The 14490-nt window shown below is 62.7% G+C and carries 12 protein-coding genes and 1 pseudogene; 5 read left to right on the top strand and 8 right to left on the bottom strand.

All coding sequences use genetic code 11. The features are described 5' to 3' along the window. Positions 1 to 87: 87 nt before the first annotated feature. The 5 genes from C9422_RS16630 (at position 88) to C9422_RS16650 (ending at position 7147) form a co-directional block, all read left to right on the top strand. Complete coding sequence (locus C9422_RS16630; RefSeq protein ID WP_116581379.1) at positions 88 to 1110, top strand: helix-turn-helix transcriptional regulator; 1023 nt, start codon at positions 88 to 90, stop codon at positions 1108 to 1110. 201 nt (positions 1111 to 1311) lie between these two features. Continuing rightward, the gene (locus tag C9422_RS16635) at positions 1312 to 3108 is read left to right on the top strand and encodes an amidohydrolase (protein WP_116581380.1); all 1797 of its coding nucleotides are present in this window, start codon (positions 1312 to 1314) and stop codon (positions 3106 to 3108) included. Between the two features lie 18 nt (positions 3109 to 3126). Further along, positions 3127 to 4866, top strand: coding sequence for an amidohydrolase (locus tag C9422_RS16640; protein ID WP_116581381.1), 1740 nt, complete (start codon positions 3127 to 3129; stop codon positions 4864 to 4866). A 107-nt stretch (positions 4867 to 4973) separates the two neighbouring features. Further along, a complete protein-coding gene (locus C9422_RS16645) occupies positions 4974 to 5714 on the top strand; it encodes a TorF family putative porin (RefSeq protein ID WP_116581382.1) in 741 nt (246 codons plus the stop codon). A gap of 44 nt (positions 5715 to 5758) precedes the next feature. Next, positions 5759 to 7147 (top strand): cytosine permease, encoded by a 1389-nt coding sequence (locus C9422_RS16650; protein ID WP_116581383.1) that lies wholly within the window; start codon positions 5759 to 5761, stop codon positions 7145 to 7147. Between the two features lie 21 nt (positions 7148 to 7168). Here the strand turns inward: C9422_RS16650 and C9422_RS32935 are convergent. The 8 genes and pseudogenes from C9422_RS32935 to C9422_RS16695 form a co-directional block, all read right to left on the bottom strand. Then, a pseudogene (locus C9422_RS32935) lies at positions 7169 to 7267 on the bottom strand (N-acetyltransferase); the annotation flags it as partial. A 10-nt stretch (positions 7268 to 7277) separates the two neighbouring features. Continuing rightward, the gene (locus C9422_RS16660) at positions 7278 to 7994 is read right to left on the bottom strand and encodes a L,D-transpeptidase (protein ID WP_116581384.1); all 717 of its coding nucleotides are present in this window, start codon (positions 7992 to 7994) and stop codon (positions 7278 to 7280) included. Beyond that, a complete protein-coding gene (locus C9422_RS16665) occupies positions 7991 to 8749 on the bottom strand; it encodes a M15 family metallopeptidase (protein WP_116581441.1) in 759 nt (252 codons plus the stop codon). The genes C9422_RS16660 and C9422_RS16665 overlap by 4 nt, the downstream gene beginning before the upstream one ends. A gap of 33 nt (positions 8750 to 8782) precedes the next feature. Next, a complete protein-coding gene (lipA, locus tag C9422_RS16670; protein ID WP_116581385.1) occupies positions 8783 to 9772 on the bottom strand; it encodes a lipoyl synthase in 990 nt (329 codons plus the stop codon). A gap of 165 nt (positions 9773 to 9937) precedes the next feature. Continuing rightward, the gene (gene glyA, locus C9422_RS16680; RefSeq protein WP_116581387.1) at positions 9938 to 11194 is read right to left on the bottom strand and encodes a serine hydroxymethyltransferase; all 1257 of its coding nucleotides are present in this window, start codon (positions 11192 to 11194) and stop codon (positions 9938 to 9940) included. Positions 11195 to 11226: 32 nt separating this feature from the next. Then, positions 11227 to 11610 (bottom strand): glycine cleavage system protein GcvH, encoded by a 384-nt coding sequence (gcvH, locus tag C9422_RS16685; protein ID WP_116581388.1) that lies wholly within the window; start codon positions 11608 to 11610, stop codon positions 11227 to 11229. A 376-nt stretch (positions 11611 to 11986) separates the two neighbouring features. Then, the gene (locus C9422_RS16690) at positions 11987 to 13495 is read right to left on the bottom strand and encodes a sigma-54-dependent transcriptional regulator (RefSeq protein WP_116581389.1); all 1509 of its coding nucleotides are present in this window, start codon (positions 13493 to 13495) and stop codon (positions 11987 to 11989) included. A gap of 69 nt (positions 13496 to 13564) precedes the next feature. Next, positions 13565 to 14479 (bottom strand): LysR family transcriptional regulator, encoded by a 915-nt coding sequence (locus tag C9422_RS16695; protein WP_102699166.1) that lies wholly within the window; start codon positions 14477 to 14479, stop codon positions 13565 to 13567. Positions 14480 to 14490 lie beyond the last annotated feature (11 nt).

The following is a 14490-nucleotide window of genomic DNA, read 5'->3' on the forward strand; positions in this document are numbered from 1 at the left end:
CCGATGATGTCATTGCGTGCTGGACGCCCGTCAGGGGCCTATGGCATCGTCGAAACGAAAGGCCATGCAGTGAACGGGATCGCAATGATGGGGGCGGGAAATAAAGTCGACGGTGACGCAACGATGGTCACGCTCAAGGCGTTCAATCATTGCGTACTGCACCTTGGCCGGCTGGCGCGGGAGAGCGGGGCGTCGCGATTCATCGCCGATGGGCTGCAGGCATTCGGTCAACTGGTGCCCTTCGCCTCTGCCTGGTGGGGCGAAATGTCTGCGCCAGGTCATGATGTGCCCATGCAAAGCTGGATGCATGGCAGCATCAATCTTCCTGAGTCCTTTGCTGCCGAATGGCATCCGGTGGCGGCCAACGATCAGTTCTCCTACGCCACGCTCAATCGTCCCGGTGAAGTGGTGCGCGACAAGGGTTTCACCGACCCTTGCGAGGCAGTCAATGATTTCGCCCGACGCTTCGATCTCTATCACTTGATGAGCATCACCTACGAATTGCCCGAAAGCGGCCTGATGTTTTTCGTCTGCCTCTACCGGGGTGAGGATGAACAGGCGTTCGAGGAGAACGAAGCCGAGCTGTTTTTGGCGTTTTGCGATCACCTGTTCCAGCTGTGGCGGTTTCAAGTGCAGGACATGATTCGCTTCGACAGCGAAAACGGCGCGAGTGATTTTGGCATCGCGCGCATGGACGGCAGTCTGCTCTATGTGGGGGCCAGGTTGTGCGTTGCCATCCAGCGCGAACTGCCCGGCTGGAGCGGTTCCACGCTGCCACCCGAGGTGATCGCGCAACTGTCCAGAGCCCCCTGCGTGATCCGTCTGGGCCGCTGCGCCCTGACCCTGAGCCCCAACGCCGAACATGTCATCCTGTCCCTCGAAGCCCCCTCGGGCGGGGACGGCCTGGCACCTCGGGAGCGCACGGCGGCGATGCTGTTCGCCGCTGGCCACTCCTACAAGGAAATCGCCAGAATGCTCGCCTTGAGCCCGTCTACCGTGCGGACCTACCTGCGCAATTGCTACTTGCAGCTCGGTGTGAAAAGCAAGGTGGAGCTGGGCTCTGTCCTGCGTTCGCCGGGTGCGCTGACGGAGTCCGTACGCCGGGATTAATCCCTGCCGTTTCAATTATTTGCCTGACCCCTCCTCATTTGCAGAGGTCCATTCGAACGCTGCGCCCTATAGGGTAGGCCCTGTCTATACAAGGGCTTGTGCAGCCGTTCGGGCCGCTTCAAAACAATAAGAACAGGGGTGAGGCATTTGAGACTTTCCAGGCTTTTTGTCGCCATTGCGGCGACCACGACATTTTCCGGCATGGCGTTGGCGGCGACACCCGCCGACACGGTCATGCGCAATGGTTACGTCTACACGGTCGATGGCCAGAATTCCGTGCAGCAGGCCATCGCCATTTCGGGCGGCAAGATCGTCTACGTCGGCAGCGATGCCGGGGTCGACGGCTACATCGGCAAGCAGACACAACTGATCGACCTGGCCGGGCGCATGCTGATGCCGGGCTTCGTCGATGCGCACATGCACCCGGGGGATGGCGGTCGCGCCATGACGCTGTGCGACCTGAAATACCAGACCATGACCCGCGCGCAGTTTCAGGCGAGCATCCAGGCCTGCCTCGATGCCGAGAAGGACAAGGGCCCGGATGTCTGGCTGGAAGTCGGCAGTTGGGATCGCATGGGCATGACCGGGCTTGACGGCGACGCCGACAAATCGACCCTGGATGCGCTCAAGACCCAGCGTCCGATCCAGGTGCGCTCCACCGATTTTCACACCGTGCTGACCAACTCTCGCGGCCTGGAACTGGCCGGGATCAACAAGAGCACCGCCGACCCCGAAGACGGCAAGTACCGACGTGACAGCGCCGGCAACCCGAACGGCATCTGCGAGGACGGCGCCGCCGAGTCTCTGGCCGCCGTGGTGCCGCCCGCCACCGACGCGGAAAAACTCAACCAGACCCGTGCGGCCCTCGACGCCATGCGCCAGCAGGGCATCACCAGCTTCTTCGATGCCCTGTCGGGGCCGGAAAGCGGCAAGGCCTTCACCACTCTGCAAAAGTCCGGCGAACTGACCGCCAGGGCCTTGCTGGCGATCAAGCTGGACCCGGCCGCCGCGGCCGCCGACCCGGTGAAAACCATCGCCGAGGCCAAGGCCCTGGCCAACACCTACGACCAGGGCGAAGTGCGTGTCGCGCCGGGCGTGAGCATGCGCCACGTCAAACTGTTCATGGACGGCATCATCAATGCCCCGGCGGATACCGGCGCCATGTTGACCCCGTACCTGCACAACAGCGGCACCGACAAGGCGCCGAAGTGGACGCCGGGCAAGAACCTGGGCGAGCTGTACTTCCCGCCGCAGGTGCTCAATCCGCTGGTGTTGCAAGCGGTCAAGGCCGGTCTCGATCCGCACCTGCACGCCACCGGCGAGCGCGCGGTGCGCGATGCACTGGACAGCGTCGCCTATGTGCGCAAAGAACTGCCCGGTGCGGATTTCCGCCCGGCCATCGCGCACGCCGAGTCGGTCGATCCTGCCGACTATTCACGCTTCAAGGCGCTGGATGTCACCGCGACCATGTCGTTCCAGTGGGCACAGCAGGCACCGTCCACGGTCGACGGCACCAGCGATCACCTCGGCGCCGAGCGTTTCGAGCGCATGGAGCCCTCGGGCAGCATCGCCCGTGCCGGCGGCCGTGTGGCGTTTGGCAGCGACTGGCCGGTCGATCCCCTCGATGAGTTCCTGGCGCTGAAAGTCGGTGTCACCCGCTCCGGTGACCCCACCAATCCGCACAGCTATGGACCCAAATATGCCGGGCGGCTCAACAGCGATCCGGCCATGTCGCGAGCCGAAGTGCTGCGCAGCATCACCCTCAATGCCGCGCAACAGCTGAAGCTGGAGGCGGTGCTGGGCTCGGTCGAAGTCGGCAAGTTCGCTGACCTGATCGTGCTCGACAAGAACTTCATGCAGGTGCCCGAGGAGGAACTGGGTCGCAATGACGTGCTGCTGACGCTGGTCGGCGGCAAGGTCGTGTGGGCCAAGGCGCCGTTCCTGGGGCTTGCGCCGCACGTGGTTTCCCAGGCTGTTACTTCCCGATCCGCCCAATAAAAACTAGAGAGCGTTCCGATGCGATTGATTCCAAACCTGTTGGCCGCCGCACTGGCCTTGTCGTCGGTGCAGGCCATGGCCGCCGCTGACCTGGTGTTGTTCAACGGCAAGGTCTTTACCGCCGAACCCGGCCAGGCGCTGGTACAGGCCGTTGCGGTGCAAGACGGCAAGATTCTGAAAGTCGGCAGCGATGCCGAAATCAACGCCCTGGCCGATGCCGGGACCCAGCGCATCGACCTGGCGGGCAAGGTGTTGATGCCAGGCATGATCGACACCCACAGCCACCCGGTGGTGGGGGCGTTCGACAGCATGAAGGCCAACCTGCTGGACGAAGTCAAACCGCTGCCGGAACTTGAGCAGTGGTTGATTGAAGAGGACAAGGCCGGGCGGGCCCGGGCTGGCGATGTGATCAGCGTTGCCGGGGTCAGTTCGGCCTATTGGGAAAAAAGCCGTGAGCTGGGCAAGGTGTTCAATCAGGGGCGCTGGGCCGATCAGCCTGTCGTCTTCAGCGGCATCGACGGCCACACCGGTTGGGCCAACAACGCGATGCTCAAGCGTCTGAACATCGACGCGGCACTGGTCAAGAGCCTGCCGGAGAAAGAGCGCGGTTACGTCGGCCATGAAGCGGACTTCACGCCGAATGGCTACTTTGCCGAATCACGCTGGGACGTGGTGCGCAGCGCAATTCCCGCGCCCAGCCAGGAGACCATGCTCAAGGCCGCGAAAGAGGCGGTGCGGGTCAACAACCAGTTCGGCATCACTGCGTGGATGGACGCCGCGGCGAACGGCGGCAGTGAAGACTCACTGTTCGATTTTCATGCCACCGCCGAAAGCGTCGGCGTCCTGCCGTTGTACAAGGCGCTGGCGCAGAACGGCGAACTCAGCGCCCACGTCGCCGCGTTGATGGTCACCAACCCGAAGAGCAAACCGGCCGACCTGGAAGTGATCGCCACGGTGATGAAGCAGTTCGAGGGCGTGCCTAACCTGACGTTCCCCGGCATCAAGGTCTTTGTCGACGGCATCCTCGAGTTCCCGGGGCAAACCGCTGCGGTCATCGTGCCGTACAAGAACAGCCACAAGGACGGACAACTGCTGACCGACCCGGCGCACTTCGGTGAACTGGTGGTGGCGGCGGAAAAACGCGGCTGGATCGTGCACATGCACGCCGTCGGTGACCGCGCGGTGCGTGAAGCGCTCAATGGCGTGGCCTATGCGCGCAAGCTCAGCCCGAGCCCGGTGCCGCACAGCATCGCGCACCTGCAGCTGGTCAATCCCAAGGAGTTCCCACGCTTCAAGCAACTGGGCGTGATCGCCTCGATGCAACTGCTGTGGGCCACCGGCGAGTCCTACACCGTCGAACTGGTCAAGCCCTACATCAGCGCCTTTGCCTACGGTTACCAGTATCCCGCGCGGTCCCTGCATGACGCCGGTGCAACGATTGCCGGTGGCAGCGACTGGCCGGTGTCGAGCGCCAATCCGTTCAACGCCATTGCCCAGGCCAGCACGCGCAAGGGGCCGTTGGGCGTACTCAATGCCAAGGAAAGCATCGACCGCCAGAGCATGTTCTATGCCTACACCCTCAACGCGGCGAAAACCCTGCGCCTGGACAAGCAGATCGGTTCGCTGGCACCGGGCAAGCAGGCTGACCTGATCATCCTCGACCGCGACGTGTTCAAGGTCAGCGATGACGACCTGTTCGAAACCAAAGTCCTGAACACCTTCTTCGCCGGCAAGCAGGTCTACGCCCCCGCGTCCTGACCTGCGAACACCCGACACACGCAAAAACCGCCAGCCCCTCGCAGCGCGAGGGGCCTGGTATCGCCATGCCTGAAATTCCCCGTACGCCATAACAACAAGAGAACTGTATGAACGCACTTTCAGCATTGACCCTCGCCACACTGGCATTGGCCCCCCTGAGCAGCCAAGCCCTGGCCCTCAACGACGACTTCAGCCTTGACATGACCCTGGGCGTCGTCAGCGACTACCGTTCCCGTGGCATCTCGCAAACCCTGGGGGATCCGGCCGTGCAGGGCGGGGCAACGCTGCTGCACAGCAGTGGCCTGTACATCGGCGCCTGGACCTCCAACGTGGATTTCGGTGGCGGCTTCGATACCCGGCAGGAGCTTGAGTACTACGCGGGTTACTTCTGGCAGGCGACCGAGGCCATCAGCCTGGACCTGGGCTACATCAAGTACGACTACCCGAAAAACTCCGAATTCAACCTCAGTGAGGTGTACGCCATTGTCGATGTCTATGGCGTCAAGCTCGGTGCCTATTACTCAAAGGACACGCCGAACTTCTTCGGCGAGGACCAGGACACCCTTTACACCTACCTGGGCTACAAAATCGATCTGCCGGCTGAAGTCGGCCTGGACCTGCGCTTTGGACGCAACGATGTGAAAGACCCCGCGTTCTGGTCCGCCAGTGGCGATAACCGCGAGTCTTACTACGAGTGGGAGGCCAAGCTGACACGCGACTTCGTCGGCGTGACCTGGGGCCTGAGCTACGTCGACACGGACTTGTCGAAAAGCGAGTGCAGCAGTTGGTATGGCTATGATGACCTGTGCTCGGCCACGGTCGTTGCAAGCGCCACCAAGACCTTTTGATTCACCCCCGACAACAAAAACAGTTCCTCAAAGGAAACACCGTCATGAGTGCGCAACGCAGTCCCCTGATCGAGACCCGCTCGATCGATTTCATCCCCGAGGCCGAGCGTCACGGCAGCCTCTACAGCCAGTTCACCCTGTGGCTTGGCGCCAACCTGCAAATCACCGCCATCGTCACCGGTGCGCTTGCCGTGGTACTGGGTGGCGATGTGTTCTGGTCGCTGATCGGTTTGCTGATCGGACAGGTGCTCGGCGGCGCCGTGGTGGCACTGCACGCGGCGCAAGGGCCGAAGCTCGGGCTGCCGCAGATGATCTCCAGCCGCGTGCAGTTCGGGGTGTATGGCGCGGCGATCCCGATTGTCCTGGTGTGCCTGATGTACCTCGGTTTCAGTGCCACCGGCGCGGTGTTGTCGGGGCAGGCGATTGCGCAGTTGATCAGCGTCAGCGACAGCGCCGGCATCCTGATTTTCGCGGCGTGCATCGCCTTCCTGACGATCTTCGGCTATCGGGTGATTCACCTGGTCGGGCGGGTGGCCAGCGTGCTGGGCATCATCGCCTTCGCCTATCTGTTCACCCGGTTGATGACCCTCAACGACATTGGCCTGCTGCTCGACAACCGTCATTTCAGCTGGAGCACGTTCCTCCTGGCGGTGTCGCTCTCGGCCTCCTGGCAGATCGCTTTCGGCCCTTATGTGGCGGACTACTCGCGCTACCTGCCGAGCAAGACGTCGTCGTGGAAAACCTTCGCCGCTGTCGGTCTCGGCACGGTGCTGGGGGCCCAGGCTTCGATGGTGCTCGGGGTGTTCGCCGCCGCACTGGCCGGGGCGAATTTCCGTGGGCATGAAGTGGCGACCATTGTCGGCCTGGGCAGCACCGGGGTGATCGCCTCCTTGCTGTACCTGAGCATTGTCTTCGGCAAGGTCACGGTGTCCACCCTCAACGCCTACGGCAGCTTCATGTGCATCGCCACCATCATCAGTGGCTTTCGCCGTCGCCTGGAAATCAGCGCCCGCCAGCGCATGCTGTTTGTGCTGCTGATCGTCGCGGCGTCCACCGCGCTGGCGTTGGCGGGGCAGTACTCGTTCCTCAACGCGTTCAAGTACTTCATCCTGTTCTTGCTGACGTTTTTCACCCCGTGGAGCGCGATCAACCTCGTGGACTACTACTTCATCAACAAGGAACGCTACGACATCCCGGCGCTGTCCGACCCGACAGGCCGCTACGGTCGCTGGAACGTGCTGGGGATCAGCGTCTATGTGATCGGCGTGTTGATCCAGCTGCCCTTTGTCGACACCCATTTCTACTCCGGGCCGATGGTTGCGCAACTGGGCGGCGTGGACATTTCGTGGATCGTCGGGTTGTTGGTGCCTGGGGTGATCTACTACGCGCTGGCCAGGCCTTCGATGAGTGGCGTGGTGGTTGAGCGGGGTTAACACGACCAGGAGAGACTAGCATTTGTGGCGAGGGAGCTTGCTCCCGCTGGACTGCGTAGCAGTCCCATCTTTTAGGGCCGCTTCGCGCCCCAGCGGGAGCAAGCTCCCTCGCCACAGGGGCCGGCGGTGACTAGCGTTCCGGAAGTTTCCAGTGCTCACGCAACTGCTCGTACTGTGCTTGCGGCAATTGCACCAGCACCGGGGATTTGCCAGGGTCCAGCCAATCCAACAGCCGCGCAATATCCGCCGGGTCCATGGCCGTACAGCCACGGGTCGGCGCCGTGGGGCTGCGCCAGATGTGGAAGAAAATGCACGAGCCGGCAGCGGGAGAGGCCGGGGTGTTGTGCTCGATGAAAATGCCCTGGCGGTACAACTCATCCGGGCGGCGCATCCGTTCGGAGCTGCTCCAGTCCTTTTCGACGACCGCGCCGTCGACCAGTTCGTTGTAGCGAGTCGATTGGCTGTCATCCACGCATTCGATGCTCGGTGTCAGCGACAGATAGGGCAGGCGGGTATCGGCCGAAGGCGCGTAGCCAAACGCCGTGCCCAGCTTGAACATGCCAGCTGGTGCCTTTCCATCGCCTTCCTGTTTGACCGGTCCTCCAGGTGGCCCGCTGTCGAGCAGCCCCTTGCCCCAGCCCATGCCATTCTTGCCGAGCACCACCGCAAAGGGTGCTTCGAATTTTTCAAAGGTCTTGCCACGCCGTTCATAACGCTGGGCAGTGGCTTGAATGTCATCCCAGTTCTTGCTGGTGACCACGATCAACTGGTCGCTGCCGTCGAGTCCCTGGGCCATGGCGGCCAGCGGAAAAAACGCCATCAACAGGGCCTTGAGCAGAGGGTTCATGGCGTCAACGGCGTGATGGGGAAGTCCATGACGTCCGGCTTCGGCGGATTGCCGCTGTACGTGAAGTGCCACCATTCGGCCGAATAACCCACAAAGCCTTCCTTGGCCATGGCATCGGTCAGTCGCTGGCGATTGGCCCTGGCCGTGGCGTTGATCAGCGCCGAGTCGGTGTGCGCGCGCTCATCGAAGCAATCGAAACCGGTGCCCATGTCGAGCGCGCCGTCGTGCCAGCGCTCGCCGTAAGGGGCGGTGCAATCCACCGGTTTCACCGAAGGCGTCCAGGTGTCGGCGGGCAGGGCGTCGGGGCCGGTCATCGTCAGGTCGACGGTGTTGCCCCGGGAGTGATTGGACACCCGGGCCACATACCCCAGGCGCCAGAAGTCCTGCTTGTCGACCCGTGGATAGAACTCGGTCTTGAGCGGGTCGCCGGGTTCGCTGGCGAAACGGCCCATGTCCGCCACCGCGCGGGTCGGGCGATAGCAGTCGAATACCTTCAAGCCGTAGCCTTCGGCTTTCAGTGCGCTTTGCACTCGGGCCAATGCCTTCGCCGCGTCCTGCGATAGCAGACACTCCGCCGCCTGGTAGCCGTCGAGCGGGTGCCCGGTGAAGTTGTGCGCGCTGGCGTAACGGATGTCCTGCACGATGCCCGGGTCGACGCTGCGCACATACAGCATGTGCCCGGGTTTCGGTTCGTCGGCCATGCACGGCGTGGCAAGGCTCAGGCACAGCAACAACAGACAGGGTGAACGCGGCATCGGGAACGGCTCCATGCATGACCAGTCACTCCATCATGGCTGGAAACCGCCGGCACCTCCATGAAGTTGTTGATCGGCGTGATAGGACGAACGCACCAGCGGACCGGACGCGACGTTCTTGAAGCCCATGCGCGTGCCTTCCTCGGCGAACCAGGCAAAGGTGTCCGGGTGCACGAAGCGCTGCACCGGCAGGTGACTGCGCGAGGGCTGCAAGTACTGGCCGAGGGTCAGCATGTCGATGTCGTGCTCACGCATGCGCTGCATGACCTCGATCACTTCCTCGTCGGTTTCGCCCAGGCCCAGCATCAGCCCGGATTTGGTCGGTACGTGGGGCACGGCGAGCTTGAACTTCTGCAGCAGGTCCAGCGACCACTCGAAGTCCGAGCCGGGGCGCGCGGCCTTGTACAGGCGCGGTACGGTTTCCAGGTTGTGGTTGAACACATCCGGCGGCTCAGTGGCGGTGATCGCCAGGGCCACGTCCATGCGTCCGCGATAATCCGGCACCAGGGTCTCCAGTTGTACGCCGGGGGACAGCTTGCGGATCTCGCGCAGGCAATCGACAAAGTGTTGGGCGCCGCCGTCGCGCAAATCGTCGCGATCCACCGAGGTGATCACCACGTACTTCAGGCGCAGCTCGGCAATCGCCACGGCCAGATTCATCGGCTCGTTGACGTCCAGCGGCCTGGGCCGGCCATGGCCGACATCGCAGAACGGACAGCGCCGGGTGCAGATGTCGCCCATGATCATGAAGGTCGCGGTGCCACCGGAAAAACACTCGCCGAGGTTCGGGCACGAGGCTTCTTCGCAGACACTGTGCAGCTTGTGCTTGCGCAGCAGTTGCTTGATCCGCTCGACCTCGGGAGAGATCGGCATGCGCACGCGGATCCAGTCGGGTTTGCGCGGGAATTCATCCGTGGGAATGATCTTCACCGGAATCCGCGCGACCTTTTCGGCGCCGCGCAGTTTGGTGCCGACTTCCACTTTGGCCGGGTGGTTGCCAGTCGATTCGACAATGGCGTTCATGGTGTTTTCCTTGTGCAACAGGGTACAGAACCTGTGAGAGACCCTGTGGGAGCGAGCTTGCTCGCGATGAGGCCATTACATTCAGCATTGATGTTGAATAAAAGTCCGCCATCGCGAGCAAGCTCGCTCCCACAGGTTTTTCCCACAGGGTTTTGTGTTGTGTGCTTAGTCGCGGTAGACCGGGAAGTCCGCGCACAGGGCCGCCGCCTGGCGGGCGACATTGGCTTCGATATCGGCATCGCCGAGGTGATCGAGGATGTCGCAGATCCACCCAGCCAGGGCGATACTTTGCGCTTCCTTGAAGCCACGGCTGGTGATCGCCGGCGTACCGATGCGCAGGCCGGAGGTCACGAACGGCGATTGCGGATCATTGGGCACGGCGTTCTTGTTCACGGTGATGCCGGCACGCCCGAGGGCGGCGTCGGCGTCCTTGCCGGTCAGGCCCTGGCGGATCAGGCTGACCAGGAACAGGTGGTTGTCGGTACCGCCGGAAACCACGTCATAACCGCGCTCGATAAACACCTGTGCCATGGCCTGGGCATTGCGGATCACCTGCGCCTGATAAGTCTTGAATGCGGGCTCCAGCGCTTCCTTGAAGCACACGGCCTTGGCGGCGATCACGTGCATCAGCGGGCCACCCTGGCCACCGGGGAACACGGCGGCATTGAGCTTCTTCTCCAGCTCCGGGTTGGCCTTGGCCAGAATCAGACCGCCACGGGGGCCGCGCAGGGTCTTGTGGGTGGTGGTGGTGACCACGTCGGCGTAGGGCAGCGGGTTCGGGTACAGACCCGTGGCCACCAGCCCGGCGACGTGGGCCATGTCGACGAAGAAGTAGGCGCCGACCTTGTCCGCAATCTGACGGAAACGCGGGAAGTCCAGGGTCTTCGAATAGGCCGAGAAGCCGGCGATGATCATCTTCGGCTGGTGCTCGATCGCCAGACGCTCTACTTCGTCGTAATCGATCAGGCCGGTGGCAGTGTCGATGCCGTACTGCACGGCGTTGTACAGCTTGCCGGAAAAGCTCACCTTGGCGCCGTGGGTCAGGTGGCCGCCGTGGGCCAGGCTCATGCCGAGCACGGTGTCGCCCGCTTGCAGCAACGCCAGATAAACCGCGGCGTTGGCCTGGCTGCCGGAGTGCGGCTGGACGTTGGCGTAGTCGGCGCCGAACAGTTGTCTGGCGCGATCGATGGCCAGTTGTTCGACCACATCGACGTGCTCACAGCCACCGTAGTAACGCTTGCCCGGATACCCTTCGGCGTACTTGTTGGTCAGGCCGCTGCCCTGGGCCTGCATGACCCGCTGGCTGGTGTAGTTTTCCGAGGCGATCAGTTCGATATGGTGTTCCTGCCGCGCATCCTCGGCATTCATCGCCGCCAGCAGTTCGTCGTCGTAGCCTTTGATCTGGTCGTGTTTGCTGAACATGGTGTGGTCCTGTTTCCGGATTCGTGGGGGCTTCAAGCGTCGGCGTGTTCGGCGGTCAGGCGTGCATAGGCGTCTTGATCGAGCAAGTCGCTCAACGCCTCGACATCGACCGGTTTGAAGCGAAAGAACCAGCCTTCGCCCAACGGGTCTTCGTTGACCAGTTCCGGGGTGCTTTCCAGCGTGTCGTTGACTTCGACCACCTCACCGTCCAGCGGCATGCCGATGCTGCTGGCGGCTTTCACCGACTCCAGCACCGACACTTCTGCGCCGGCACCGAAGGCGCCCAATTCAGGCACCTGAACGAACACCACATCCCCCAGCGCCTGCTGGGCAAATGCCGTGATGCCGACGGTGACCAGGCCATTGCTCTCAAGGCGCAACCATTCGTGATCGACGGTAAAACGCAATTGGCTCATATCAACTCCTTATTGTTTTAAGGCTCGTGGCGGGGCGACGAGCGGGGTTGCAGGAGTGATAGCAAGGGCGGTGCCAAGGTTTATTAGTTGTTTTAAATCAATGGTTTGAAGATGTTTTTAAGAATGGCGGTGACTGACGTTGTACTGAAATCAATACAGGCAGGTAAAGCCTCGGACGCAAGCACCGTGATTGCTGGCAGGGCAGGGTTGTCTTGATTTCGCTACGCTGTATCGATTCGCAGACATGGACGTCGCACATCCCGTAGGAGCTGCCGAAGGCTGCGATCTTTTGATCTTGATTTTCAGCGATCTTGAACGGATCAAGATCAAAAGATCGCAGCCTTCGGCAGCTCCTACAGAGAGCCGTGCAGCGGCTTCAGGGCTTGGCGGGAATTCCGTATTTGCGCAGGCGAATCGCGATGGCGCTATGGGACGTCTGCAACCGCGCAGCGAGCAATCGACTGGACGGATAACTGCGATAAAGCTGTTCCAGCAGGTTCTTTTCAAAGTCGCCAACGGCCTCTTCCAGGCTGCCGACTTCACCGTCGTTTTGCCGCTCGACGGCGGTGCGGGCGATGTCGAGGTCGTCGATGTCCACCAGCGGATTTTCGCAAATCGCCGCCGCGCGAAAGATCACGTTTTGCAGTTGCCGCACATTGCCCGGCCAGCGGTTGCCGAGCAGGGCGCCGAAGGTGCTCGGTGCCAGGCGACAGGCCGGCCGCTGGATCTGCGCGCAGGCCTGTTGCATGAAGTGATTGGCCATCAGCAGGATGTCGTGACCGCGCTCGCGCAGCGGCGGCACTTGCAGGTTGAGCACGTTGAGGCGGTAGAACAGGTCCTCGCGGAAACGTCCTTCGGCGACCATTTTTTCCAGGTCGCGGTGGGTGGCGCTGAGCACCCGCACGTTGACCCGTACTTCCTTGTCGCCACCCACCCGACGGAAGCAGCCATCGCTGAGAAAGCGCAGCAACTTGGCTTGCAGGTAAGGCGACATTTCCCCGACTTCGTCGAGGAATACCGTGCCCTGATCCGCCAGTTCCAGCAGGCCGAGCTTGCCGCCCCGTTGCGCGCCGGTGAAGGCGCCGGGGGCGTAGCCGAACAGCTCGCTTTCAGCGAGGCTCTCCGGTAGTGCCGCGCAGTTCAGGGCCAGGAATGGCGCGTCGTGACGCGGGCTGATGGCATGGCAGGCACGGGCCACCAGCTCCTTGCCGGTGCCGGTTTCACCCTGGATCAACAGTGGCGCATCCAATGCTGCGACCCGTTGCGCGCGGGCCTTGAGCGCGCGGATCGGCGGCGATTCGCCGAGCAGTGCATCGAAGCCTTCGGCATGGTCGTGATGCAACGCCGACAGGCGTTCGCCGATGCGATTGGGTTGATAGAGGGTGAGCAGGGCGCCGGCGTCGGTGATCGGCATCGCGTCGAGGAGCAAGGTCTGGCCACCGAGACTGACCTCGTGCATCGGCAGGCGGAAATGATGGGCGATCAGGGTGCGCTGCAAATCGGCATCGTCGAACAGGGCGGTCAGCGACTCACCGGCCGGTTCGCGGCCGCACAGGGCGATCAGCGCCGGGTTGGCCAGCAGCACATGACCACGGTCATCCACCGCCAGCACCGGGTCGGAGCTGGCGGCCAGCAAGGCGTCCAGTTGCAGGCGCCGGCGTTGCCCCGGAAGAATGTCGACCATGGTCACGGCCTGCACGCCGCGCACATCGAAAAGGGCTTCGCGCAGCTCTTCGAGCACCTCGGCGCCGAGGGTCGGCGCATCGATGTAGACGTTCGGCGGGACCATCTCCACGGCGTCCAGGTTGAAACTGCGTCCACCGAGCAGCGCCAGCACTTCCTGGGTGATGCCGACGCGGTCGATGAAGGTGACGTGGATGCGCATGACGGGCCTGCAAGGTTGGCGAACTAAAATCAGTATGCCCGGCAAAATTTCAATTTGGCGAGTGGCATGTCACGGCTTGGCGGTTTTACGGGCGCTGGCGGCCAGGTCCTCGAGGAACGCCTGGAGGATCGGCGGCGGTGCCGTGCCGCGCCGGGTGATCACATCGAAGGGTGACTTCAGGCGCAGGCTCGCGGCTGCCAGTTGATGCATCTCGCCGCTCTTGACCCACTGGCTGGCGAAGTGCTCGGGCAGGAAGCCTACATAGGCGCCGGAGATGATCAGGATGGCCGAAGCCTCGATGTTGTCGACGGTGGCGGCCGCCTTGCTCACGCCCAGGTGTTCGAGGTCGTATTGCTGCATGTAGCCACGCACGACGATGCGCCCGGCAGCGACTTCTTCGAGCAGTTCCTCACCTTCAGCCTGGCTGCCAAACAGCGGGTGGCGCCGCCCGCAATACAAGCCCAGGGCTTCCTGGTACAGCGGCGATTGCAGCAGCCCCGGCACATGGATCGGGAAGTGCCCGATGGCGAGATGGAGTCGACCGTCGAGTACCCGCTCTTCGAGTTCCGCCGGGGTGCCGACATACACGTTCAAGTGCACGTCATGGCCCCGTGAGACGAAGCGCTGGGTGGTGCGCGGGATCGGCGAGTCGGGGTCGGTGATCGTGGTGTCGATGATCCCCAGGTTGAGCTTGCCGCTGATGTGCTGCTTGAGCACGTCGGCGTCCATGCAGAAGTTTTCCACCGCCGACAGCAGGCGCTGGGTGGCTTCATGAATCGCCACGCCCTGTTCGGTCAGGCGAAAGCCGCTGCGCCCGCGCTGGCAGAGTTTGACCCCCAGGCGGGTTTCCAGGTGGGTCATCTGCTCGCTGATGGTCGACTGCCCGGCATTCAGCGCCGCCTGCGCGGCCGAGAAGCCGCCGCAGCGGACAATCGTGGCAAACACCCTGAGCAGCTTCAGGTCGACATCGTGCAGCTGGATCATCTTGGACCTCC

Origin of the sequence: Pseudomonas sp. B1(2018) (assembly GCF_003097365.1) — a bacterium.
GTDB lineage: Bacteria > Pseudomonadota > Gammaproteobacteria > Pseudomonadales > Pseudomonadaceae > Aquipseudomonas > Aquipseudomonas laurylsulfatiphila.